The 21,438-nt window shown below is 70.9% G+C and carries 15 protein-coding genes; 3 read left to right on the top strand and 12 right to left on the bottom strand.

The genetic code is table 11. The features are described 5' to 3' along the window. Positions 1–31 precede the first annotated feature (31 nt). A complete protein-coding gene (locus STROP_RS15285) occupies positions 32–1,240 on the top strand; it encodes a M20 family metallopeptidase (protein WP_012014268.1) in 1,209 nt (402 codons plus the stop codon). A 32-nt stretch (positions 1,241–1,272) separates the two neighbouring features. Here the strand turns inward: STROP_RS15285 and STROP_RS15280 are convergent, their stop codons facing one another. From STROP_RS15280 to STROP_RS15225, 12 genes are all read right to left on the bottom strand, one after another. After that, positions 1,273–1,944, bottom strand: coding sequence for a VOC family protein (locus tag STROP_RS15280; RefSeq protein WP_012014267.1), 672 nt, complete (start codon positions 1,942–1,944; stop codon positions 1,273–1,275). Next, the gene (locus STROP_RS15275; RefSeq protein ID WP_012014266.1) at positions 1,944–3,044 is read right to left on the bottom strand and encodes an NAD(P)/FAD-dependent oxidoreductase; all 1,101 of its coding nucleotides are present in this window, start codon (positions 3,042–3,044) and stop codon (positions 1,944–1,946) included. Before STROP_RS15275 ends, STROP_RS15280 begins: the two co-directional genes overlap by 1 nt. After that, positions 3,019–4,095, bottom strand: coding sequence for a hypothetical protein (locus STROP_RS15270; protein ID WP_012014265.1), 1,077 nt, complete (start codon positions 4,093–4,095; stop codon positions 3,019–3,021). Before STROP_RS15270 ends, STROP_RS15275 begins: the two co-directional genes overlap by 26 nt. Next, complete coding sequence (locus STROP_RS15265; protein WP_012014264.1) at positions 4,088–5,347, bottom strand: metallopeptidase TldD-related protein; 1,260 nt, start codon at positions 5,345–5,347, stop codon at positions 4,088–4,090. The genes STROP_RS15270 and STROP_RS15265 overlap by 8 nt, the downstream gene beginning before the upstream one ends. Further along, positions 5,344–7,593 (bottom strand): lantibiotic dehydratase, encoded by a 2,250-nt coding sequence (locus STROP_RS15260; RefSeq protein WP_012014263.1) that lies wholly within the window; start codon positions 7,591–7,593, stop codon positions 5,344–5,346. Before STROP_RS15260 ends, STROP_RS15265 begins: the two co-directional genes overlap by 4 nt. Continuing rightward, on the bottom strand, positions 7,590–9,059 hold the full coding sequence (locus STROP_RS15255; protein ID WP_012014262.1) for a hypothetical protein: 1,470 nt from the start codon (positions 9,057–9,059) through the stop codon (positions 7,590–7,592). The genes STROP_RS15260 and STROP_RS15255 overlap by 4 nt, the downstream gene beginning before the upstream one ends. Further along, entirely contained in the window at positions 9,056–11,341 is a 2,286-nt protein-coding gene (locus tag STROP_RS15250) for a lantibiotic dehydratase family protein (RefSeq protein ID WP_012014261.1), read from the bottom strand. Before STROP_RS15250 ends, STROP_RS15255 begins: the two co-directional genes overlap by 4 nt. Continuing rightward, the gene (locus tag STROP_RS15245) at positions 11,338–13,773 is read right to left on the bottom strand and encodes a lantibiotic dehydratase (protein WP_012014260.1); all 2,436 of its coding nucleotides are present in this window, start codon (positions 13,771–13,773) and stop codon (positions 11,338–11,340) included. Before STROP_RS15245 ends, STROP_RS15250 begins: the two co-directional genes overlap by 4 nt. Positions 13,774–13,775: 2 nt before the next feature. After that, the gene (locus tag STROP_RS15240) at positions 13,776–15,575 is read right to left on the bottom strand and encodes a hypothetical protein (RefSeq protein ID WP_012014259.1); all 1,800 of its coding nucleotides are present in this window, start codon (positions 15,573–15,575) and stop codon (positions 13,776–13,778) included. Continuing rightward, positions 15,563–15,823 (bottom strand): lymphostin biosynthesis Trp-donating RiPP, encoded by a 261-nt coding sequence (locus STROP_RS15235; RefSeq protein WP_020678936.1) that lies wholly within the window; start codon positions 15,821–15,823, stop codon positions 15,563–15,565. The genes STROP_RS15240 and STROP_RS15235 overlap by 13 nt, the downstream gene beginning before the upstream one ends. An 18-nt stretch (positions 15,824–15,841) precedes the next feature. After that, positions 15,842–16,462 (bottom strand): NADPH-dependent FMN reductase, encoded by a 621-nt coding sequence (locus STROP_RS15230; protein WP_018831083.1) that lies wholly within the window; start codon positions 16,460–16,462, stop codon positions 15,842–15,844. A 288-nt stretch (positions 16,463–16,750) separates the two neighbouring features. Further along, positions 16,751–19,423, bottom strand: a complete 2,673-nt coding sequence (locus STROP_RS15225) for a CHAT domain-containing protein (RefSeq protein ID WP_012014256.1) — start codon at positions 19,421–19,423, stop codon at positions 16,751–16,753. Between the two features lie 228 nt (positions 19,424–19,651). Between STROP_RS15225 and STROP_RS15220 the strand changes: the two genes are divergently transcribed. Further along, positions 19,652–20,830 (top strand): S8 family peptidase, encoded by a 1,179-nt coding sequence (locus tag STROP_RS15220; RefSeq protein ID WP_012014255.1) that lies wholly within the window; start codon positions 19,652–19,654, stop codon positions 20,828–20,830. 32 nt (positions 20,831–20,862) lie between these two features. Further along, a complete protein-coding gene (locus tag STROP_RS15215) occupies positions 20,863–21,426 on the top strand; it encodes an RNA polymerase sigma factor (protein ID WP_026275264.1) in 564 nt (187 codons plus the stop codon). The last annotated feature ends 12 nt before the right edge of the window (positions 21,427–21,438 follow it).

Raw genomic sequence — 21,438 nt, 5'->3', positions numbered from 1 at the left:
CCGCGGCTCGGCCGGTGCGACGGGAGGGAACATGCGGCGGATGAGGCTCAGCCCCGAGGTCCGACGTCGGTGTGCGGATGCTGTTGACCAAGCCGAGGAGCGCTTGCTCGCCCTGTCGCGCAGCCTGCACGCGGAGCCGGAGACGGCGTTCCGGGAGCATCGCAGCGCGGCCAAGGTGAGCGGCCTGCTGCGCGACGAGGGCTTCGCGGTCGACGTCGGAGTCGGTGGCCTCGACACCGCCTTTACCGCCCGATTCGGTGACGGTCCGCTGGTGGTCGGGTTGTGCGCCGAGTACGACGCGCTGCCGGGGCTCGGTCATGCCTGCGGACACAACATCATCGCCGCCTCCTCGGTCGGCGCGGCCCTGGCGTTGCGCGAGGTGGCGGCGGAGCTCGACCTCACGGTCGTCGTGGTGGGCACGCCCGCCGAGGAGGACGGGGGCGGCAAGATCACTCTGCTGGAGGCCGGGGTCTTCGACGCGGTCTCGATGGCCATGCTGGTCCACCCCGCGCCCGAGGACAACTGTGCTCCTCGCCCGCTGGCACTGGTCGAGTTGGAGGTCACCTACACCGGGCGGGAGTCCCACTCCGCGCTCGCACCACAGCTGGGCGTCAACGCCGCGGACGCGTTGACCATCGCCGAGGTCGCCGTGGGGGTCGGGCGCCAGCACTTCGAGCCGCGCCAACAGGTGCACGGCATCGTCACCCACGGCGGCGACGTACCGAACGTGGTCCCGGCGCACACCCGTGCCCGCTACAACCTCCGGGCAGCCGACATGGAGTCCCTGAGTCGGCTGGAATCGCGGATCCGGGCCTGCTTCGCCGCGGGTGCCGTCGGCAGCGGCTGCACCCACGAGGTCGGCGCCACCCCCGCCTACGCGGAACTGGTGCACGACCCCTTCCTGTCCGAGGCCTACCGGTCGGCGGCGACCGAGCTGGGACGCCCGCTGGTCTCCCCGGAGCAGGAGCGGGAGATGCCCACCGGCAGCACCGACATGGGCAATGTGAGTCGCGCCCTGCCCAGCCTGCACCCGAGCATCGGGATCGACAGCGGCGACGCCGTGAACCATCAGCCCGAGTTCGCCGCGGCCTGTGTGGCCCCCGGGGCTGATCGGGCGCTGCTGCAGGGCGCCGTCGCGCTTGCCTGGACCGCCGCCCAGGCCGCCGAGGACGAGTCGGCCCGCCAGCGGCTGCTGGACCTGCACCGGGCGCGTGGCGCGTCGATGGCGAGCCCACGGTAGCGGCGAGCATCCACGAGCGGATCGGCCTCGGCTCATGGCAGTTGCACCACGGTGTCGCCCGCGCCGGTCTCAACCCGGACCGCGGTGATCTCGGGGCCCGCGGTGTCGTGGACCGTTACCGCAAGCCCCTCCAACCCAGGCCACCGTCGAGCCCAGGCCGGCTCCCGCGCCGGGCCCGTCACCAGACCCGCGAGCGCGGTGGGCCGCACCCGGTGCCCGGCTGCCCGCAGGTCACCCGCCACCCGATCCGCCCGATCCGCGGGATTGCCGTAGCTCAGGAAGAACGGCAGCACCCGGCTGCGCCACGACAGGTCGAATGCGGCCTCCGCCCACGGCACCCGCTGGCCGTCGGCGCGTACCGACTCACCCCGCAGCAGGCCGGGGTCGGTGCCGGTGACCTGTTCCACCCGCCGTGCGGTGGCGGCGATGTCGTCGGTGAGCACCGCCCAGTTGAGGAAGGTCGGACCGTCCGCGGTCCGCTCCAGGAACGCCCGGCCGAAGTCAGTGCTGCCCAGTTCCCGCTCGTCGTTGGTGACGAGTAGCTCCAGATACTGGACGTCGGGGGTGTCGAACGGCACGATCCAACTCGCGGTGCCGTCCGGGTTGGGGCTGCCGTCGGTGATCCCGAAGCCGTGCCGCTCCCACAGCAACTCCCGTAGCGGGGCGATCGTGCGGGCGCCGAGAATCACGTGGTCGATGCGCATCACGCGGTGCCTCCCTGTGCGTGTGTCGGGCACATGCGGTACGGCAGGGCGTCCCAGTCGTCGCCGAGCAGCCCGGCGGCCATCCCCTTCGCGGTGGTACGGGCCGAGAGCAGCCCATGGCCGGCGTGTCCGGCCGAGATGAAGATCCGGTCGTGGCCCGGCAGCGCTCCGGCCAAGGGCCGACCTGTGTCGGAGACCGGCCGCAGCCCCGCCCGCAGTTCCAGGGGAACGGAGGCGGCGAGCCCGGGCATGGCGGTGGTGGCGAACCGCAGCAGCGCTCCGATGCCCTGCGCGGTGACGTGATCGGCGAAACCGGCATCCTCCTCGGTCGCGCCGACGAGGATGTCGTCGCCAACCCCCGGGGCGAGGTAGTAGGCGGAGGAGAGGATGCTGGACAGCTTCTCGTCGGTGCGCAGCACCACCATCTGACCACGTTGCGGCCGGATCCCGGTGGACTCGGCCAGCCCGGTGCCGGAGCTCCACGCGCCAGCGGCGATCACCACCCGGTCGGCGTGCAGTGTCTCCTGGTCCGTACGAATCATCACCCGGTGCCCGTCCTCGCGCACCTCGCGTACCCGACGTCCCTGTTGCCAGGTGACCCCCTGCTCCCGGCAGCGGCCGAGAACCGCGTCCAGATACCGGCGTCCGTCGATCATGAGCCCGCCCTCGGCGTGTAGGTAGTGCCGGCTGGGCGGGAGCTTCAGGCCGGTCGCGACAGTGGCGAGGTCGTCGCCGGTGACCCGCGCCCCGGCCCCTGCCTCCGCCAACAGGTGGCCGTAGGTCTCGATGTCCTGCTCGCGCAGGGCGCGCAGAATCGGCCGCACCACGCTGAACGTGCCGAACTCCGGCTCCAGCCGTGCCACGTCGGCGTCCAGGTCGAGCTTCGCGCCCCGCAGCCAGGAGTAGAACTCGTGGTCGTCCAGGTAGCGCAGGGAGGGCACCGCCACCCCGGCCGCGCGGTGGGTGGCGTGGCCGGGCTCGGCGCCGGCGTCCAGCACCAGGACCGAGGCGCCCTGGCGACTCAACTCCTCTGCCAGGCAGGCACCGACTATTCCACCGCCGACGATGGCGAAGTCAGGAGTTGACGGTAACGACAGCATGTCCGGCACCTTCCAGTTCGGCTGCGCTGGCGAGTACCAGCGAGCGGGTGGTCACGTCGCTGTCGCCATAGACAGCTGTTCGGGGACCCGTCAGACCGCGGGTATGACGGAGCAGGTGGATGGGTTTGCCGTGCAGCACGATCACGAAGCTCTCCTCGGGACGGTCAACCGGCCGGGCCACGCAGTGGACCCGGATGGTGCCGTCGCCGTGGTAGCGCTGGAGCCCTTCGACGCACCACTGGAGCTCGATGGCGTTCGGGGGCGTGACCGTGTCGGGACCGTCGAGCTCGAGCCGGACGATCGGTGGTGGACCGCAGGTGGCGGCGTCGTGATCCCAGACCGCCCTGCCCGGCGGCACACCGTCGCGCCACTGCCCGGGGGGAGAGATGCGGCCGGCGTCCACCAGGACGCTGGCCTCGGCGGGGTCACCGAGGTCGTCCCGGTCGTACCCGGACGGCACCGCGGGGAGATCCCGGATGGTCAGTGCGGGTAGCACCCGGCGCCCGGTGAGTTGCGCCGCGGTCCGCCTGCCCTTACGCGAGGAGAGCGAGAACGCCGCGCCGGCCACGAGTACGGCCGCGGGCGCGGGGCGCAGGATGAGCGGGCGATCCCGCCAGCCCGTCGGCGGTTCGGCGGCTGGCGGATGCGCCAGCACCGCCAGGTCCTGCCCCGCGACGGTCGACACCAACTCGAGCGGTGTGCCGTGACCGGCGGTGCCGAGCACGACGGGCCCACCCGCGGTCTCGATCCGGACCAGCAGGTCGCTGCGACCCGCCACCGGCAGGCCGTCACCCGCACGCCACTCGTGGATCGTGGCCACCGCGCTCTGTAGCCCGTCGAGGGTGGCGTCGATCCGGGCGGTGGCGTCGGTGAGCAGCAGCGCCACGTTCTTGGCTGCCGCGTCGGCGGCGGATCCGCCCACCCGCTCCGAGCCGACCACCCGTCCGGAGGCGTCCCGGCGCAGCTGTACGACGTCTAGCGACACGGTCAACCGGGGGCCGCCGGAGGTGGGGGTGAGCAGTCCGGAGGCGCGCAGCCGAAGCTCAGGCATGACGCACCGCCCGCACCCCGACCGATCCTGCGGGGAGCCGGAGGCCCGCATTGGCGAAGGACACCAGGACCGGGTACTGCCCAAGCTTGCCGCAGCCACCGGTGGCCCGGAGGTACCCCACGACCTGGTGTGCGTAGGGCCGCAGGCTCGCCAGCGCCCGCGCGCCGTCGCCGACGATGCGCAGGGGGCCGAGCCGGGCGGTGGTGCCGTCGGCCCGATGCAGTACGGAGATCGGCGCGTGGAAGACGAACGCGCCGGAGGCGATGTTCATCATCTCCAGCCGCAGCCCGCGGGGAGCGATCCAGTTCCCGGCCGGTTCCTCGACCTCGACGTCGGGCTCCACCACCGCCGCGGTGTGCGTCATCCGGGGGATCGCGGGGTGTCGGTAGTTCTGTCGACGTCCGTGGCCGGTCCTGGTGGTGTTCAGGCGTTGGGCCAGGGCCAGATCGTTCATCGGCCGACCAACCACGCCCCGGTCGATCAGGCGGGTCGTCACAGAGTCGGCTCCCTCGTCGTCGAATGCGCTCCGATAGCCGCCGGCGGCGAGGTGACCGCCGTCGAGGATGGACAGCCATGGTGGGGCAATCCGTTGCCCGAGTTGCTGGCCCAGGTAACTGGTGCCGGAGGCGACGACGTCGGCCTCCATCGGGTGCCCGACGAGCTCGTGGAAGAACGCCCCGGCGAAGCCCGGCAGCAGGACGAGGTCGGCGTTCGCGGGTAGCTCCTCGGCCAGCGGCAGACCGAGCCGATCGCGCATCTGGCTGCCCGTCTGCCTCGCCGCCAGCGCCAGCGTGCGGGGACCGTCGGTCGGATTCCACCGAACCGACTGCGTGTGCCGGGTACCGTCGTCGCCGGTCAAGGTGAGTAGGAGCGTCGCGACGAAGCGGTGGGTGGAGCGGACGTGGTCCGGGTCTCCGGCCGCGACGTGCTGCTCCGCCACGCCGAGAACGAGCTCGGCACCGGTCTCGGCGGCGATTGCGGTGAGCATGGCGCGGTGCTGCGCCGTCATCTCGAACACCGGCCGGCCCTGGACCTCGCGCAGGACGTCGGCGGCCGACGCGGTCGGCCCGGCGCAGCCGGTCCCGAGCAGCGCATCGCCGTCGGCGAACCGGTGTTCGGTGCAGCCGTCCCCGAGGTGCCGCTCCACACTCATCCCGCGGACGGCCGAGCGTTGGATCGGGAACGAGCCGTCCGGCCGTACGTCGACCCGCAGCCGTAGGGAGTGTTCGCTGAACCAGATCGTCGGCGTCATGCTCGCCCACCTTCGCCGACGACCTGCATCCGCAGCTCGCTGGTGTAGCGTCGCCCCTCGGCGTCGCGGAGCCACAGCCCATCCGGTCCCGGCGCCATCCGCTCCACGTCGATCTCGTCACAGCCCCGGGTGATGTGGTTGACCAGGTCAGCTGCGAGTGGAGAGGCGAGATCGATGAGGTACGGCTTGCGTTCGTGGGCGCTGCGGCCGAAGAGGAACCGGACGTTGGTGTCGCGGGCCAGCCGACGTAGCCCGAGGAACCGGGTGTGCGGCTCCGCCGCCGCCAACGTCTGGGTCGGCACCCGCCAGCGGGCGCGTTGCAGGGTCACCGCCCCCAGTACGACCTCGGGCAGCGCGCCGCCGGTGGCGGTGCGGAAGGTGGGGTGCAGGACCTGCGGGTGCGACAGCGCGGCGATCGGCGCGTACTTGACGAAGTCGCTGAGCGGAACGTACGCGGTGACGACGCGACCGTCCGGATCCCGGAGGGTGACCGCATCGGAGGTGATGGAGACCCGGAGGTCTTCGGGCTTGAGCAGGTCCGCTCGGCCCTCGTCGGTCCAGGACAGCGGACGCATCGCGATCTCCCGGCCGGGGAATCGGTAGTAGCCCTTGTTCCGGCGACCGAGGTCGAGGCCGACCAGGTCGCCCGCTCGCCGGGCAACCCATGCGGCGGCGGCTGCGCCGAACCGTCGCGGATCCGGATGCATGGTGGCGAGCCAGCTGTCGACCAGCAGGTGGTGGTGGGCGCGGGACAACACCAACGGCGCCTCGTCCAGCCCCGCCACGTCGGTCGCGGCAGGGCAGAGGTCGATGACGGCGTACCGCTCACCGTCGAGGGCGTTGGCCTCGCGAATGAGCTGGGCCAGTTCGGACCGCCAGTCCTCACCCGGGTAGCTGGGCGCGTAGGTCGCCTGGTAGGTGCTGGTGGAGTCGGACTGCTCCGCGGCGGCCCGGGTCGCGTACTCGAGGAGGTTCAGTTCGATGCCCTGGCCGCTTCCGGCGAAGCTTTCCCGCACGGCCTCGGCCGCCGCGGCCTGGGTGGCTCGTCCGTGCGTGACGCAGGCCTCCAGAAGCGGGGTGAGCTGCTCCTCCCAGCGCCGAACCAGGTCGGCCCCGATGGTGAGGGTGAAGGGGGACGCACACTCCTCGAAGAACACCGCCCGGTCGGCGTACGCCGCGCCCGCGCCTCGGCGGGCCGGCTTGCCGGTGATCTCGGTGAACCGGGTCTCCAGTGCGGCTACTGTGGTGACCTTGCGCTCCAGCGGCTGCTCGCCCAGCTCCTCCAGGAGCGCGGCGAGATCGCCGAGCCGGGCGAGCCACTGGTCTCGGGCGGGTGCGGCCGGCAGCGCGGCGAGTTGTTCGCGCAGGGTCGTGAGGGGATCCAGGTCGTAGTCGCCGCCGCCGAGTCCGATGGTGAGGTGCTCGGTCGCCACCAGCTTCATCAGCGTCCGCGCCACCTCGGCGGCGGGGCGGCCCGAACGGTGGATCAGCTGCCGCAGGGTCGTGCCGCCCGGGAGCACCTGGGTCAGAATCGGCTCACCCGGGTCGGCGCCGCGGCTGGTGCGGTGGAATCGGAGGTGCGGCAGGATCGCGGAATCCCGGGCGATCGCCAATGCCAGGGCCCGCGCCGCCCAGTGGGACAGAAACACCCGGCGCGTACGAGGAACGTCTCGGCGGAGCTGGGCGTCGTCTCCGGGCCCCACCGTGCCGTACGCCATCGGGCCGAAGAAGCTGACGGTTTCGTTCTTGGCGCAGAACCGTTGCACGTAGGTGTACATCTGCCGGCGTACCCGCCGCCAGCGTGAGTTCAGTGCACCCTGGTACGCCAGGAACGGTTGCAGCATGTTGCGGTAGGCATCCGGGTTGGACAGGAAGACCGCTTCGGAGACCTGGGCTGTGGCCAGCAGTTCTCGGAGTTCCTTACCGACCTGCTCGTCCGCCTCCCGGTAGGCGCGGACGTACTGGGTCAGCGCCTCCCCCCAGGCGTCGACCGCCGCACTCCAGTCCGGCCCGGCGGACCGGGGCAGCTGATCGATTCGGCCGTGCAGCACGTCGGCCCGTATCCCTGCGGCTCGATCGCCGGCGAAGTGCGTCGCCAGGCTGGCCAGGAGTGCGCCCTCCCGCCGGATCACCTCGTCGGCCAGCTCCAACAGGTCGCTGGGAGCGCCAAGCTCTTCCAGCCAGTCGAACGGCATTCCCGCGTGGCGCACGATGAACTCGCCGCCGATACGCCATTTTCTTGTCATTGTGGACTCCGAATTGCCCCGGCCCGGACCAGCTGACCGGACAGTTTTGTGCGGACCGTGTCACTGAGGTGCTGCCATACGGCAGCGTCGCCGTTCGCCAACCGCCGTACGACCGGCGTCAGTCTCGGGTGCAGTCGAAAAGCGCTACCCGTGCGCAGATTCACCACGAAGGATCCGGGCCCGCGCCCATCCGGTCCCGCCCCGCTGACCTCGACGACCGCGGCGGAGGGTTCCCACATGGCGGGGGGCTGGAATCCGGGAGCGAGCGCGCAGCAGGCGAGCCGACCGGGATACAGCTCGGTTTCGGCGCCGAACTCGGCGGTGAGGGTGCTGGTGATGCGTTGCCGGTCGGCATCGTCGAGTGACGCCGGTCCGTGAAAGCGATCCCAGCGCGGGAGATCGTGCTGTGGCGAGTCCTGCCGGGTCAGCGGCACCCCACCCCACGTCGTCGATCCGCGTGAACCGCGGAGGCTGGTCAGCCGGAACGGGCTCAGACCCGCCAACCGGGGTCCGGGGCCGGAACGCAGCCGCCGGGCGGCGGTCGTGGTCACGTCGGCATCCAGCCCGGGAGCGCCGACCAGTAGTTCGACGGCCAGCCGGTCGTCGCCGACGAGCCTTCGTACCGTCTCCAGGTCGGTGTCGACGCCACTCACCCCCGTCACCGCCGACCAGGAGGAGAAGCGGGCCACGGTCAGCGCCACCCCACGGCACTCTCGCCAGGCTCGGGCCGGCAGCAGCACGGCCTGCTCGGGAGCGAGCCAACCCGCCCAGGGCCGCCCGGGATACCACTGGTGGGCGTCACGTACCCAGCGGATGTCTTCACCTTCCGGGGCCCACTCCCGCCGCAGACGCCACGACGGCGTCCAGTCCTCGAACTCGGCGGCGGTGAACGGTGCGAGTGCACGCAGCGCCTTCTGATGTGCGGCGGCGAACCGCCCGCAGAGAGTGACCCGGTGCGGACCCAGCGCCACCGCCATCCCGGCGGCGGCCGGAAGCTGCTGGTCGGTCTCGACCAGTAGGTGCACCCGAGACCCCGATGCCCAGGCGTGGGCCCGGTCGGCCTCCGGTGCGAACAGGGCGGTCCGGGCCGCGGCGGACACCACGTCGGCACCCGACTCGGTGGTTCCGCCGACGAGCTCGACATCGTCTACGGCCAGCCGGATCGCCGGATCTGCTTCGGCGCTCAGCCGCAGGGCCAGACCCATCGCCCGCAGCCGTCCCCAGTCGTGACGCCCACGGTCCATGATGGTGGCGGCGGCCTCAGCGAAGAGTGCCTTGGTGGCCGCCTCGGTGGCGGCCACACCGGACCCCGCCGGCGCCGAGGCCGCGGCCAACGCGCGCAGGCCCATCGGAGCGGTGAGCCGGGCGAGGAATTCGGCGTTGCCATCGAACAGCTCGTCCCCGGGCCCCAGGACTGGTTCGAGGCTCAGGTCGAACAAGGGAGGTAGGACCACCCGGCGCGTCACTGTCCACCACCCCGCAGGTAGACGCAGCGCAACTCTGAGGCGAAGCGCAGCTCACCGTCGCGGAGCCAGGCGTCGGTCGGGGCGGGCAGGGCCTCGGTGATGGCGAGGTGCTCGGTGGTCGCCGCCAGCCGCGCCATCCCCTTGAGCAGGTCGGGGCTTGCGGTGTCGACATACACCGGCTTGCGTTCGGCGGGCGACTTGACGAAGAAGCGGTTCGGCAGGGCACGTTCGGTGACCAGGCGGGCGGCGCCGAGCAGCAGATCCACATCCCGCTGGCCGCGGAGCAACGCCTGCACCTCGGCGCTCGGCACCAGCCAGCGGCGCCGGGAGAAGACCGCGTTGCCCCAGCGCAGTCGGGGCAGGTACGGCAGTGCCGGCAGGACGGCCCGACGAATACGGGGCAGCGCGAGCGCGGTGTGCACGGCGGTGTCGAGCTCGCCGTTGTGCAGCAGCAGGCTTCGCCCGGGGAAGCTCGCTCCCCGAAGAACCACCTGCTCCCCGTCGCTGTCGAGCCAGAGTTCGTCCAGGCCGATCCGGTCCCGGCCCGCCGTGGCGGAACCGCCCAGCTCGAGTACGACGCCGGGGAACTCCAGTGGCGGTAGCCCGGTCGTCCGCCGAGAGATCACGTTGACGGCTATCTGGTCACCGAGCGCCCGCCGCACCGCGGCGTCCCGCTCGGCCAGCAGCGTCGCCGCATCCGGATGAAACTGAAGGGCCCACGGGGTGAGCAGCGCCGCGTCGTGGATGTCGCCAAGCACCAACGGAGTCGTGCTCGGGTCGTAGTCGGCCAGGTTGGCCGTGCCGATCAGGACGTCGATGGAGCACAGGATCGGTGCGGTGGGGGCGGGAACGGTGGGCAGCAGACCGGCGACGTCGAGCTCACTCACCTCCGGTCCGGCTTCGCCGACGACGCGGGCCAGTTCCGTGCTGAGCTGACCGCCGTATTCGATGGACATGTCGGCGCAGGCGCGTAGCGCCCGCAGCAGCGGAGTACGGCCCGGGCCGAGCCGCCGTGCCACAGCCCGGTTGGTCTGTACCCGGGTCAGCTCCGCCTCGTGCGCGAGCAGGTCGAGTACGGGGGCTGCCGCCGCACGCAGGTCGTGGGCGAGCTGCCCGCGGAGCTCCAGCTGGGCAGTCCCCACCGCGGCCTCGTGAATGATCACGCGGTCGTTGTAGAAGCGGCTGCGGTGCGTCGGACCACCGACGGGAAGCAGGGCCTCCACCTCGGCCTGGATGGCCAGCTTGCGCTCCGGTGGGGTCCAGGGGTAGCTGTCGAGCAGGTCGAGCACCTTGACCAACAGCGACCGGACGGCCGCTGCGCGGCTCGCGAGCTCGGGACCGGCCTCGTCGATCCGCTCGAGGGTCCAGCGCAACGGATCCACCGTCGTCGCCGGCGGGCACCAGGAGTGCGTCAGCACCCCCTTGGCCACGGCCGTGCGGAACAGACCAACCGTACTGGTCACCTCGTCGCCGCAGGCCGCGGCGAGCTCGGCGATCGTGCGGTCGCCGTCCACCGCCCGGATCAACTCGGCCGACGGGTCGTCTCTGCGCGGCGGACGCACCGTGGTCTTACGGATGGGGACCAGGTACGTCACCAACGACTCATCGTCGATGATCATTGTCTGGACGGCGTCGTTGACCCGGGCGGCACAGTGCGCCTGTCGAACCCGGATCTCCCGGTGGCCCGCCCACGACAGCGTCGTCGGAGCCTCCGAACCGGCGTCCAGCCGGCCGTAGTTGATCGGCCCGAAGAAGCTCATCGTCTCACTCTTGGCCGCGAGGCGCTGCGCGTACGCGGCGAGCTGGCGGCGGATCCTGCCCCCGGTCGCGCCCCGGACGAGATCCCGGTGGACGGCGGGGGAGGAGCAGACGATGGCGTCGTTGATCCGCGGGTCGGTCCGGATCTCGGCGAGCGCCGTATTGACCCTTGCCGCATCGGCTGCGACGGTCGGCTCGAGTTGGTCTCGGGTCCGTGTCACCTCCGAGGCGACGTCGTTCCACTCGGCGAGCCAGTCGCTGGCGAAGACGTCCGACGGGGGCAGCGGGCGGACGTTGCGGAGCTTGCTTTGCTGGCCTCGGGTAAGGCGAGCCGAGGCTCGCACCCGCGAGGCCACCTCGGCGGCCCTTCGTTCCAGAGTGGCCAACTCGCCGAGCAGCGCTGCGGTCTGTCGATAGGTCAGGGACTCGATCAGTTGCCAGGGGAAGCCGGCGCTGCGCAGTACGAGGACTGGCAGCAGCTCCCAGCTGGGATCGGTCGGGCCGGATCTGGTGGGGACGGTCACGACGAAGCCCTTCTCATAGCGATCCGGAACTCGGCGGTCACGGGTTTGTCGCCGTGGCGCAGCCACAGGGCGTCTGGCGCGGGCCGCATCTCGGCCAGCGAGACCTTCCCGTCGCCGGCCAAGATCAACGCCAGCAGCGCGTCCACGGCCAGCGGATTGTCGAGGTCAACCCCGACCGGCTTGGGTTCGTGCGCCGCCGAGGCGAAGCAGAAGCGGGGAAGTCCGTGTCGGGCCCGCAGGGACTGCACCGCGAGGAACGCGGTGGCGGCGTCCCGGACCTCGGCGACGCCCAGGTCAGCGGCGCTGAACCACCAGCGGGCCCGCTGTACGATCACCTCCCCCACGCGAACCCGGGGCGCGAAGTCACCGAATCGGATCAGGGGCAGGGCCACGCCCGGTGCGGCGAAGGCCCGGAGGTGGACGTGGTCGTCCTCGCCGGCGTAGAGGGTCAGCTCACCGTCGGGTGCTCGCAGCCGCGGCACCCCGTCGACCAGGACGGCGGTCAGGTCGGCGAGCGCCACGGTGCGCTTCCGGTCGTCGGTGGCCACGGAGGTGACCTCGACGAAGCGTCCCGGAAACCAGTCGGCGACGAGGCCCTTGTGCCGGCGTCGACGGATGACCGTGGCGAGCTGGTCGGGGCCGCCCCACGGCTCGAGCTCCGCGGCGAAGTCGGCCAGCATCCGCTCCTGATCGTCGCAGAAGAGCCCCTGCGACCCCCAGGCGAAGACGTAGGGGTGAAGCTCGCCCAGGACCAGCAGGTCGGCGCCGTCCGGCTGCCGCTCCAGCATGACATCCGGGCTGACGAACCGGTCGCGGCCCGGGCTGGGCGCCAGTGTCGCCAGGGCGGCGGGGGACAACCGGGCCTCCTGCCCACGCAGGCCGGCGCGCACCAGCTCGGTGTAGGTCTGGGTGAACTCCCGCACCGGGTCGGAGAGCGTCGTCAGCGCACCCGCCTCGATCGCTGCTGGCACCCGGCGGATCAGCTCGTCGTAGGGCAACGAGTTCGTCCCCGCCTCGCTGAGCACCGCCGCGCACAACCGCACGGCGACCTGTTGCTGGAGCTCGCCGTAGCGGGCCGCGACGTCCAGCACCGGGGTGAGCTGCTCCTCCCAACGCCGGGCGACGTCCCCGCCGACCACCACCGGAGACTGGTCGCCCTTGGCGTCCAGCGACACCACCAACCGGTCGGCGTACATCTGGCCGCCGGCCCGTCGGGCGTCGGTCGCCGTCAGCGCGGAGAAAGCCGTCTCCACCTCGGCCAGCACCGCCGCCCGGTGATGGTGCCCGGCAGCGGCTGCGTACCGGTCCGCCAGGGCGCCGAGCTCACGCAGCCGCGCCGGCCACTCGGTGCCACCGGCGTGCTGCTGCGCGAAGCCCACCAGCCAGTCCAGCGGACGGGCGGTGGTGGACGGTGGCTCGGGCCACAGCCGTACGGCGCCGACCTGCCGAATTCGATCCAGGATCGCGCGTGCCTCGGTGACCTCCGTCCCGGCGAGGTCCGCGAGGTCCCGTACCGAACGGTGGTCGTTGACGTCGCGAACGAGTCTCCAGGGGGAGCCGGAGAGCCGGATACGGCGCCCGGCGCTGGTCTGCACCGTGCCGGTTTCGGCTTCGGCGTCTGCTTGTCGGCGGCAGGCGGGCACCCAGGTCACCGGCAGCTGGTCGCGGACGGCGGGATCGGCGCCGAGGTTGCGCGCCAGCTCGCACACGGCCCAGAACGCGGTCTGCGCCTCCGTGGTGTGGACACCCGACCCGGTCTCGGGGCCCAGCCCGATCCCTTCGGCCGCGTGGTCGACCCGTCCGTGCACCAACGGACCGAAGAAACTCGTCGTCTCGTTCTTCGCGGCCAGCCGCTGGCCGTACAGGTAGGCGCGGCGGTAGAAGGCTCGGTCCTTGGCCCGGTTCCGGTTCGTGCCGTCACCCCGGGTGGCCCACCCCTGCCGCCAGCGCACAACCTCGCCGTAGAACGAGGGCGAGAGCTGAAGTAGCGCGTCACAGACTCGATCGTTGGTCAGCAGCGCGCGCACCCGGCCCGGCCGGCGTAACGCCTCCTGGGCAAGGACGCCGGTCAGTTGTCGGGCCGCCTGCTCCAGCTCGGCCTGCGCCGTGCCGTAGGCCTCCGCCACTGGAACCAGGTCGGTGCCCAGCTGCTCGGGGCTCACCGACAGGCCTCGTCCCGCCCGGCTGCGGGCCCGGGACAGGGCCCGAAGCCGCGACCGGTCCGACTGCCGATCGGTCTGGGCGACAGACCGGGCGATGGCCTCGATCAAGTGGGTGCGGCACTGTCCGAATTGCTTCGCCGCCGTGCGGTACTCCTCGGCGCCTTCTCGCGTTGGTTCATCGGCTAGGGCTGTCAGCAGCTCGATGTCGAAGCCCGCCCGACGGAGGAGAAGCCGGGGGTAGAGCCGCCAGGGTGCCGGTTGCTCAGTCATCGTCAGTCCTGAAAGTTGATCAGGTCGAAGGGGCGGTTGAGCTTCGTGCGGGGCTTCGGCAGGAACTCGGAGAGCTCAGATGAGCTGGACACCGCCTTCGCGAGGGCCGTCGCCTCGACCGGACGGGTCAGGCTCAGCGCCGCGCTCGCCACGGTTGCCTGGGTGTCCGCGCCGGCCCCACCGGTCATCACCTGTCCGGCCTGGGCGAGGGCGATCCGGTAGGGGTCGCCGAGCAGTCGAGCAGCCCGCTCGGCCAGCTCGTACTCCGCTATCGCTGCCGGACGGTCACCCGCCGTGGCGTGCAGCATGCCCAGCTCGAGGTGGACCTCGGTCTGATGGAAGATGTCGTTGAGTCCAGCAGCGTTGGTGAGGGTCGTGCCGAAGTCCGCGATGGCGGCTTCCCGGTCACCGACCAACAGCCGCAGCCCGGCACTGCGATACGAGTGGTGCTTGGCGAAGCCGGCCGTCGAGGAGCCGGTGGCCTGCCGGAACTTGTCCCAGGTCGCCAGGGCGGACGAGTGCTTACCGGCCTTCTCCTGCAACACACTGATGTTGGAGTACAGATTGATGCGCAGGTGAGCGGAGCTGGCGTCGTTGAGGCCCGCGAGGCAGGCGAGCGCCTTCTTCTCATGTTCGAACGCCGGGCCGAGGCGTCGCTCGGCGAAGAGGGTCAGCCCGCGCAGGTTGTGCAGCCAGCCCCGCTCCCGGCGGACGCTGTCGGCCTCGTTCGGACGTTTCCGGACGACATCGAACCCCTGCTCGACTTCGGCCACCGCCTCGCCCAGGCGGTGCTTGCGCTTGGAGAGGGTGAGGGCGGTGTACAGGTGTGACTGGGCGCGGATCTCCGGTGAGAGACCGTCGTCGTGCTCGCGAATGGCGCGAAACGCGGTGACAGCACCGTCCTGGTCCCCGCGGAAGCCGGCCTGGATGCCGATTACCTTGAGTAGGAAGCCGCGGATATCAGCGGTGCTACGCAGGATGGTGGTTTCGAACTCGATGGCGTGGACCAGACTGTCCTCGCGTTCTGCCTTGGCCAGTAGCTCGGGGAGAGCCGGCGTGGGGACCCCGGACAGGAGCTCGATCGCCTCGGTGGCGACGATCGCCATTCCTTCCCAGTTCGCCGAGAAGAACGCCCGCCGGCAGTAGGCGAGAGCGGCGGCGACCCGGTCGACGGCGGTGCTGTCCTTGTCGCGTGCCCGCTGGTAGAGCTTGCCCTCCTCGGAGGCGGGCGCTACCGCGGTGGCCGCACCCGACGGCAGGTCCAGCACGAAGTCGTCGACAGTGATCGGCAGATCCATACGACGGAGGCATCGCGCCCGCTCGGCGCGGTAGTCGGCGTGCGGTCCGAGCGGCGCGCGGACCGATTCTGGCCGATCCAGCAGCAGCGCCGCGCCGGGGTGAACGTGCGAGTGCTCCACGGCCCGCATCAGCCCTCGCAGTGACGACAGATCGGTGCCGCCGGCGCCGCTGACGAGCAGTGGACGGCCCAACTCCGCAGTGCCGGCGCAGAGCGCGGCGGCAGCGACCGAGAGGACTCGGTACACCTGCTCGCTTTCCCGGTGGAGTCGCCGTTCGGAGGCTGCTAGTGCGATCTCGCCGAGTGGCAGTGGGTTGTCCTGTGGCTTGTCGTCGGGGGCCAGCTCCGCCCATTCGGAGGCGTGGCGGCTGGGTAGGTCACCAAAGCTGGCACCTGCCGCGCGGAGCGCGGCAACACATTCGCGCAGCCCGACATAGGAGCTGGCGGGGCCGGTGTTGATGTCCACCCGGATGGCGGCACCGGCGGCCACGGTCACCGGCGCCACTGGATCGCCTCATTCGATGCGAGGGCGAGCGGTGCGATCTTGTTCTCCACCTCATCGAGGTCGAAGTCGACGTTGTCCAGGTCGTCGAGCCCCTCCACGTCGGGATCGGTCGGCTGGGCCCCGGCCGGCTGGCTGTCGACGGACGCGGCTGTCGAGGCGTCACTCGGCAGCGGGGGGTTGCCGGCGGTGTCGTCAGCTACTTCCGCGGGTGCTGCGGAGCGGTCGTTGTCCACCATGGTGTTCTCCACTTCGGATAGGGGTGGCAGTCAGGCTGCGGTGGATCGGGCGAGAGCGAACTCGACGATCTGCTCTCCCATCAGGGACAGCTGGGAAGAGATGTGCGAATCGGTAGTGGTGCCGTCAGCGGCGAACGTGACGTTCTCCGTGTTGACCGCGACGCCGAGCGGCGTCGGCCAGCCCCGGAGTGCGTGTACCACCGCGCGGAGGCTGGTGAGGGTGGTGGCGGCCTGGGACCCGCGAGCAGTGACCAGACAACCGACGGCTCGACCATGCAGATAGGGGCGGGGCGCGTCGCGTAGGTCCTCGATGTAGTCGAGGGCGTTCTTGACCAGGCCGGAGATACCTCCGTGGTACGCCGGCGACCCGATCACGATCCCGTCGGCGATGCGTACGGCGTTGACGAACTGCCGGGCCGCCGCCGTCCGCCGGGTTTCGCCGGGTAGATACAACGGCAGCTGTAGCGCGGTGGCACCGAGCAGGTGTGTGCGGGCCCCGGCCTGCTCGGCGGCGGACAAAACCGCCCGGACTGCCTGCTCGGTGGAGGACCCGGGGCGCATGGTGCCGCCGATGCCGACGACAAGGGGGCCGGTGCGGCTTCCGACTCTGCTCGTACCGTTGCTGGTGGTGGTTAGCTGAAGCACGGTCACACCTCTCTTCGTCGCGAACGGACTCGAAGCCGCGAGCTGCCCGGTGCGATGGGATGCACTGTCGGTTCATCCGTCGTCCGCCGTGCGGTTCCCCCATAAGAGGGGGCTCGAGGCGCGCCTGATGCATCGGTCTGTGTCGCGAACGCGACGTATCAAATCGGAGTGCGGCCGCCTGGCTGGCCACAGCACTCCACTATGGAGCGATTGGAGTGTGTGAGGGCTCAGTCTGGAACCGGAGGCCAACCAGCAGAGGGCTGGTTCAGTGGTGTCCGGGGTGGGAAAGGTGGGTCAGCCGGCGCCGAAGCAGACAAACGAGGCGGCGGTTGCGGTGCCGGCGTCCAGGCCAGTACCGAACTCCGCCTGTGCGCCGGCGAGGGCGAGCCCCGGTGTGTCGCCGGTGGCCAGCCGTCGATGCATCTCCACCATCAGCTCCTGCGCTGCGGAGTCCAGTGCCGGCAGGACACTGGCCAGCACCGTCGCCGTTCCCAGCTGAAGCAGCGCGGCCGACAGTCCCATCAACTCCTCGCCCGGATGCACCGCTGACAACCCCACGTCGCAGGCGGAGAGCACCACCGTGCCAGGCGCGCAGGCGAGTCGTTCCAGGTCGTAGACGGTCAGGGGGCCGTCGGCGAGGCGTACGTGCGAGAACATGGGATTGTCGGTGCGGAACGTGCCGTGTGCGGCGAGGTGGGCAAGGGGAGCACCATCCAGCGCCGCGAGCGCTGCCTCGGCGGTCGCGTCGGAGCCGAGGAGCACCTGGACGGGAGCGAGTGCCCCCGCCAACCGCTGCACCTCCGCTTCGGCGTAGGCGAGGCCGGGCCCGGCTACCAGCACCGGGTTCCGCTGGTGGGGCGGAGTGGTCATCGTGGGGTGGGAGGCCTGGCGGCGGGCCGATGCAGTGAGCCACTCGGAGGCCGATGGCACCACCGTGACCGGTCGCCCGGCGCAGGTCGGGAGTAGCGCCCAGGGCATGGCGTGCAGTGCGCCGACCGGTACCAGGACCAGTCCGCCAGCGCCGAGCCAGGGCTGTATCGCACCGAAGATCATGTCGTCCAGCTGGTGTACCGCGAATCGGGCCGCGGTCGCCGCCGCCGCCCGGGAGTCGTCGGTGCCGCGGCTGGTCAGGATGCGTCGTAGCGCAAAACGCAGGGCTTGGAGCTCGTCCGTGACGGCGGCGAGCGCACCGAGCGCCCGGGTGTGAAACCGGCCGCCGTGCACCACGACGGCGTGTAGCGTCCGGTCAATGTCGACCAGCTCGACCAGCGTCTGGTCAGCCAGTTCCATCGCGATCCGGTCCAGCGATATCCCGCTCGCCGAACCCGACTCGGTGCCGCTGGCCTGCCAACTACGGGTGCGGATTCGTTCCTCGATCGTCCGCTGTCGACGCAACAGGGTTAACCCCAACGCGGCACTCGCCTGGGCGGATTCGTCCACGGTGCGGCGCAACTCGGCCAGGTCGGCAGCAAGCCCGGCTTCGTCCGGCGGTCGGGCGGGGGGCAACCGCAGCGCGGCGGCCCGCCAACGCTCACTCCAGCGTAGGATCGCCCGAGCCTGACCGCCACGAACCGCGAGTCGAAGGCCGGTGCTGGCCAGGTCCAGGGCGTATGCCCCGGCCATCACCCGCAGCTCTGTGGCGCCGAGGGCTGCCTGGTAGCGGTCCAGCAGGGCCATTCCCGCATTGAGGGCCCGGCGCGCCCCGGCGATATCGCCAGTGGCGATTCGTCGGAGTGCCTCGGCATGCCAGGCGCGGGCCCGGAGCTGGGCCGGTCCGCCTCGGCTGGCGGCTCGAATGGCACTCAACTCGCCGGCGATGGCTGCGGCCTTGGCGCGTTGCCCGGTACGAAGCGCCCGGTCCAGGGCGACTCGGGCGGCGTAGAGACGCGCGTCGAGTGCGGGTATCGGCCAGCTACTCGTTGCCAGTGCACGTGCCACCGAGCGTGCCTGCCGCAGGTGCGCCGGTTCGTCCGGCGAGCTGGCCCGTAGCTTGACGTATCGGGAGAGCGCTGCCCACGCCGGTCGGTTCTGTCGACTGAACAGGCGGTACGCGGCCTGCGCCTGCTTCGAGGCGGTCGGCAGATCGACCTCGGCCAGCGCGACTTCGGCCAGCATCAGCCGGGCCTGTGCCTCGTAGAGCCCCATTCGGCTTGCCCGGGCCGCGTCCAGGGCAGCCTCGGCCGCCGCACGAGCCTCCGGCAGTAGCCGGGCGCCCAGTAGTAGCTCGCCCCGATCCATCAGGGCGATCGCCGGGCGGGTGGTCTGGGCGAAGTACTGGTCGGCCAGGTCATACCAGCGCAGTGCGCCGGGAATGTCGCCCGCGCGAGATAGTACGAAGCCAAGGTTGTGGCGGACCTGGGCGAGAGCCAGCTCCTGGCCGAGCTCCGCGTAGCCCTGCTCCGCCGCCCGCAGGTCAGCCTCGGCCTGGCGCAGGCTACCCCGGTAGGTGTGCAGGACCCCTCTGTTGGTGAGTGCGCGGGACTGCCACAGCTGGTCCCCGCTCCGTCGGAACGCGGCCAGCGCGTCGGTGTAGCCGGCCATCGCCTCGTCGGAGCGGCCGAGGCGATCGAGGATCAGCGCCCGCTGCATCTGTAGGCGCGCGGCGGGCAGCCCACGAAGTGCCGGTGACGCGGCATCGATCTCCCGCAGCGCCTGTTGCGGTTGGCCGGCCTCGGCCAGGACCAGCGCCAGGCTCATCCGGGCTTCGGCGGCGCGGGCCGGGAGCTTGGCCGCCTCGGCCACGCGGCGTGCCCGGCGCAGATGGCGTAGCCCGTGGTCTGCGTTGTGTTGCTCCCGCGCGGCGAGACCGAGCGCCCGCAGCGCCACGGTCTCCTCGTCCGGATCCGCACCGGCACGGGCAGCGGCGAGTGCGGCATCGGCCAACTCGGCGGCGCGAGCCGGGTCGTCGGTGACGAGGTGCAGCGCTCTGCCTGCTGGACTGTCGTCCATCTGGTCGGCGCTGCCCATCACCTATAGATTTTGGCACAGTGGTGAGAGGCCGCAAAGCTGTGCGGCAGGGCTTCCACTCCGTCCACTGTGGTGATCTCCTGCTTGGGCGGGCTTCAGTCAGATTCCTGACTCAAAACCGCTGCCCAGATGTGTATCAGCGGACGGTACGCCACTCTCTCCTGTGCGAACGCCCATCTGCCTGGGTCAGGCAGGTGAGTGTGATCGAATCCCTGCCGAAGGAGAGATATGCCTCCGTCCTCAGAACGCGTCAACCGATTCGCTGCCCGCCGTCGGGCGCGGCTGGAGGGCCTTCCAAAGCTCGCGCAGACCGCTGTCGGCGGTAGCGCCCGGGCGTGGTTCGTCGCTGACGAGTTACTGGTCGTCGACGACAGTCGCCGGGATGCCGAACGCTATCTTGGACGTGCTCGGGCCGCGCAGCCTGACGCCGGCGACGAGGAGTTACTGCCCGGCCTGCGTCGCTATCGGGCGCCGGGGCTGGACGTACCGGCTGCGGTTCGCGCGCTGCGCTCGGGTCGTCCGGCCGGCAACCAGGTGGTCAGCCCGAACCATGTCTTTCTGTCCAGTCCGTTCAACCACGGAGGTCCGTTCGGGCCGCCGGCGCCCGTAGCCGCATCGACGTTCAAGATGCCGGCCGAGACCGATCGGGTCGCGGTATCCATCGTTGACACCGGGTTCTGGACCGAGACCCCCCTTCCGGCCGACTACCTCGCCTCGGACGGTGTGGAGGTGGAGACGGAAACCGATGTCGATGAAGACGGGCTGCTCGACGGCGACGTGGGGCACGCCAACTTCATCGGTGGTGTCATCGCGAATCATACGGACCGGGCAATGTTACGGGTGATCCGGACATTGGATACTTTTGGTGTCTGCACGGAGGATCAGTTGATCGCCTCGCTGGGCCGGCTGCACCCGGACACCAAGGTGATCAACCTTTCCCTCGGTGGCTTCACCGCCGACGGATCCGCGCCGCTCGGCGTACGCGCGGCGTTGGGGCAGGCCCTGTCCGGGATCGACCGGGTGGTGGTCGCTGCTGCCGGCAACGACGGCAACCGCAGCGACCCGTTCTGGCCCGCAGCGTTCGCCAATGCCGGCGAGTCGTGGAGTGGGCAGGTACTGGCGGTCGCCGCGCACGACGGCAGCGACCTGTGCTCCTGGAGCAACGCTGGACCGTGGGTCAGCGTCGTCGCGCCGGGTGAGGACGTTCGAAGCACGTACATCGACCACGCTCTGTTCCCAGAGGGGTGGGCGCAATGGAGCGGAACGTCGTTCGCCGCGCCGCGAGTGGCTGCCGAACTCTCCGCGCGGATCGACTCGGAGGTCGGCGCGGTGGCCGCTGCCAACCAGCTAATGGCCGATCTGAGGGCGTCCAACCAGCGGTTTGGAGGCCACCTCGGGCTGATCTGATGGGCCCCGTCGGCGCTGTACGATGCTTGTCTATGAGCGACGACGACGCAGGTCGGCTGGTGCATGCTGCTGCCAAGGGTGATCAGGCGGCATGGGAAGCGTTGGTCGACCGGTACGCGCGGCTGGTGTACACGGTGGCGCGGGGATTCCGGCTCGACGATGCTGACGTCGCGGACGTTAGCCAGGCGACCTGGTTGCGGCTCGTGGAAAATCTGGACAAGCTACGTGATCCTGGGTCGGTGGGGGCATGGCTTGCCACCACCGCGCGTCGAGAAGCCCTTGCCCTACTACGCAACCGGTGGGAGGTGCCGCTACCGGAGCTCACGAGGTCGGAGCTGATGGACGAGTCGCAGCCGGAGCCCTGGCAGCGGCTGGTCGCTGAGGAAACTGATGCGGAGTTGTGGCATGCGTACCGTCGCTTGTCGATACGCTGTCAGGAGCTACTGCGGTTGCTGGTGTTCGAGCCAGTGGGCAGCTATGCGATCGCTGCTGCGGCGCTCTCGGTGCCCATTGGCAGTCTTGGCCCTTCTCGCGCCCGGTGCCTGGCGACGCTTCGGACTCTGTTGAATCAGCCGGCACCGCAGCGACGTATCTAGGGGAGCGCACGC

It is taken from the genome of Salinispora tropica CNB-440, assembly GCF_000016425.1.
Lineage (GTDB): Bacteria > Actinomycetota > Actinomycetes > Mycobacteriales > Micromonosporaceae > Micromonospora > Micromonospora tropica.
The sequence above is the reverse complement of the archived record's forward strand: the minus strand, read 5'-3'. Positions and strand labels throughout refer to the sequence as shown.

What these genes read in the sequence shown, in the direction of transcription:
- STROP_RS15285 (WP_012014268.1), top strand. Translation starts at nt 32, where the DNA reads ATGCGGCGGATGAGGCTCAGCCCCGAGGTCCGACGTCGGTGTGCGGAT.
- STROP_RS15280 (WP_012014267.1), bottom strand. Translation starts at nt 1,944, where the DNA reads ATGCGCATCGACCACGTGATTCTCGGCGCCCGCACGATCGCCCCGCTA.
- STROP_RS15275 (WP_012014266.1), bottom strand. Translation starts at nt 3,044, where the DNA reads ATGCTGTCGTTACCGTCAACTCCTGACTTCGCCATCGTCGGCGGTGGA.
- STROP_RS15270 (WP_012014265.1), bottom strand. Translation starts at nt 4,095, where the DNA reads ATGCCTGAGCTTCGGCTGCGCGCCTCCGGACTGCTCACCCCCACCTCC.
- STROP_RS15265 (WP_012014264.1), bottom strand. Translation starts at nt 5,347, where the DNA reads ATGACGCCGACGATCTGGTTCAGCGAACACTCCCTACGGCTGCGGGTC.
- STROP_RS15260 (WP_012014263.1), bottom strand. Translation starts at nt 7,593, where the DNA reads ATGACAAGAAAATGGCGTATCGGCGGCGAGTTCATCGTGCGCCACGCG.
- STROP_RS15245 (WP_012014260.1), bottom strand. Translation starts at nt 13,773, where the DNA reads ATGACTGAGCAACCGGCACCCTGGCGGCTCTACCCCCGGCTTCTCCTC.
- STROP_RS15225 (WP_012014256.1), bottom strand. Translation starts at nt 19,423, where the DNA reads ATGGGCAGCGCCGACCAGATGGACGACAGTCCAGCAGGCAGAGCGCTG.
- STROP_RS15220 (WP_012014255.1), top strand. Translation starts at nt 19,652, where the DNA reads ATGCCTCCGTCCTCAGAACGCGTCAACCGATTCGCTGCCCGCCGTCGG.
- STROP_RS15215 (WP_026275264.1), top strand. Translation starts at nt 20,863, where the DNA reads ATGAGCGACGACGACGCAGGTCGGCTGGTGCATGCTGCTGCCAAGGGT.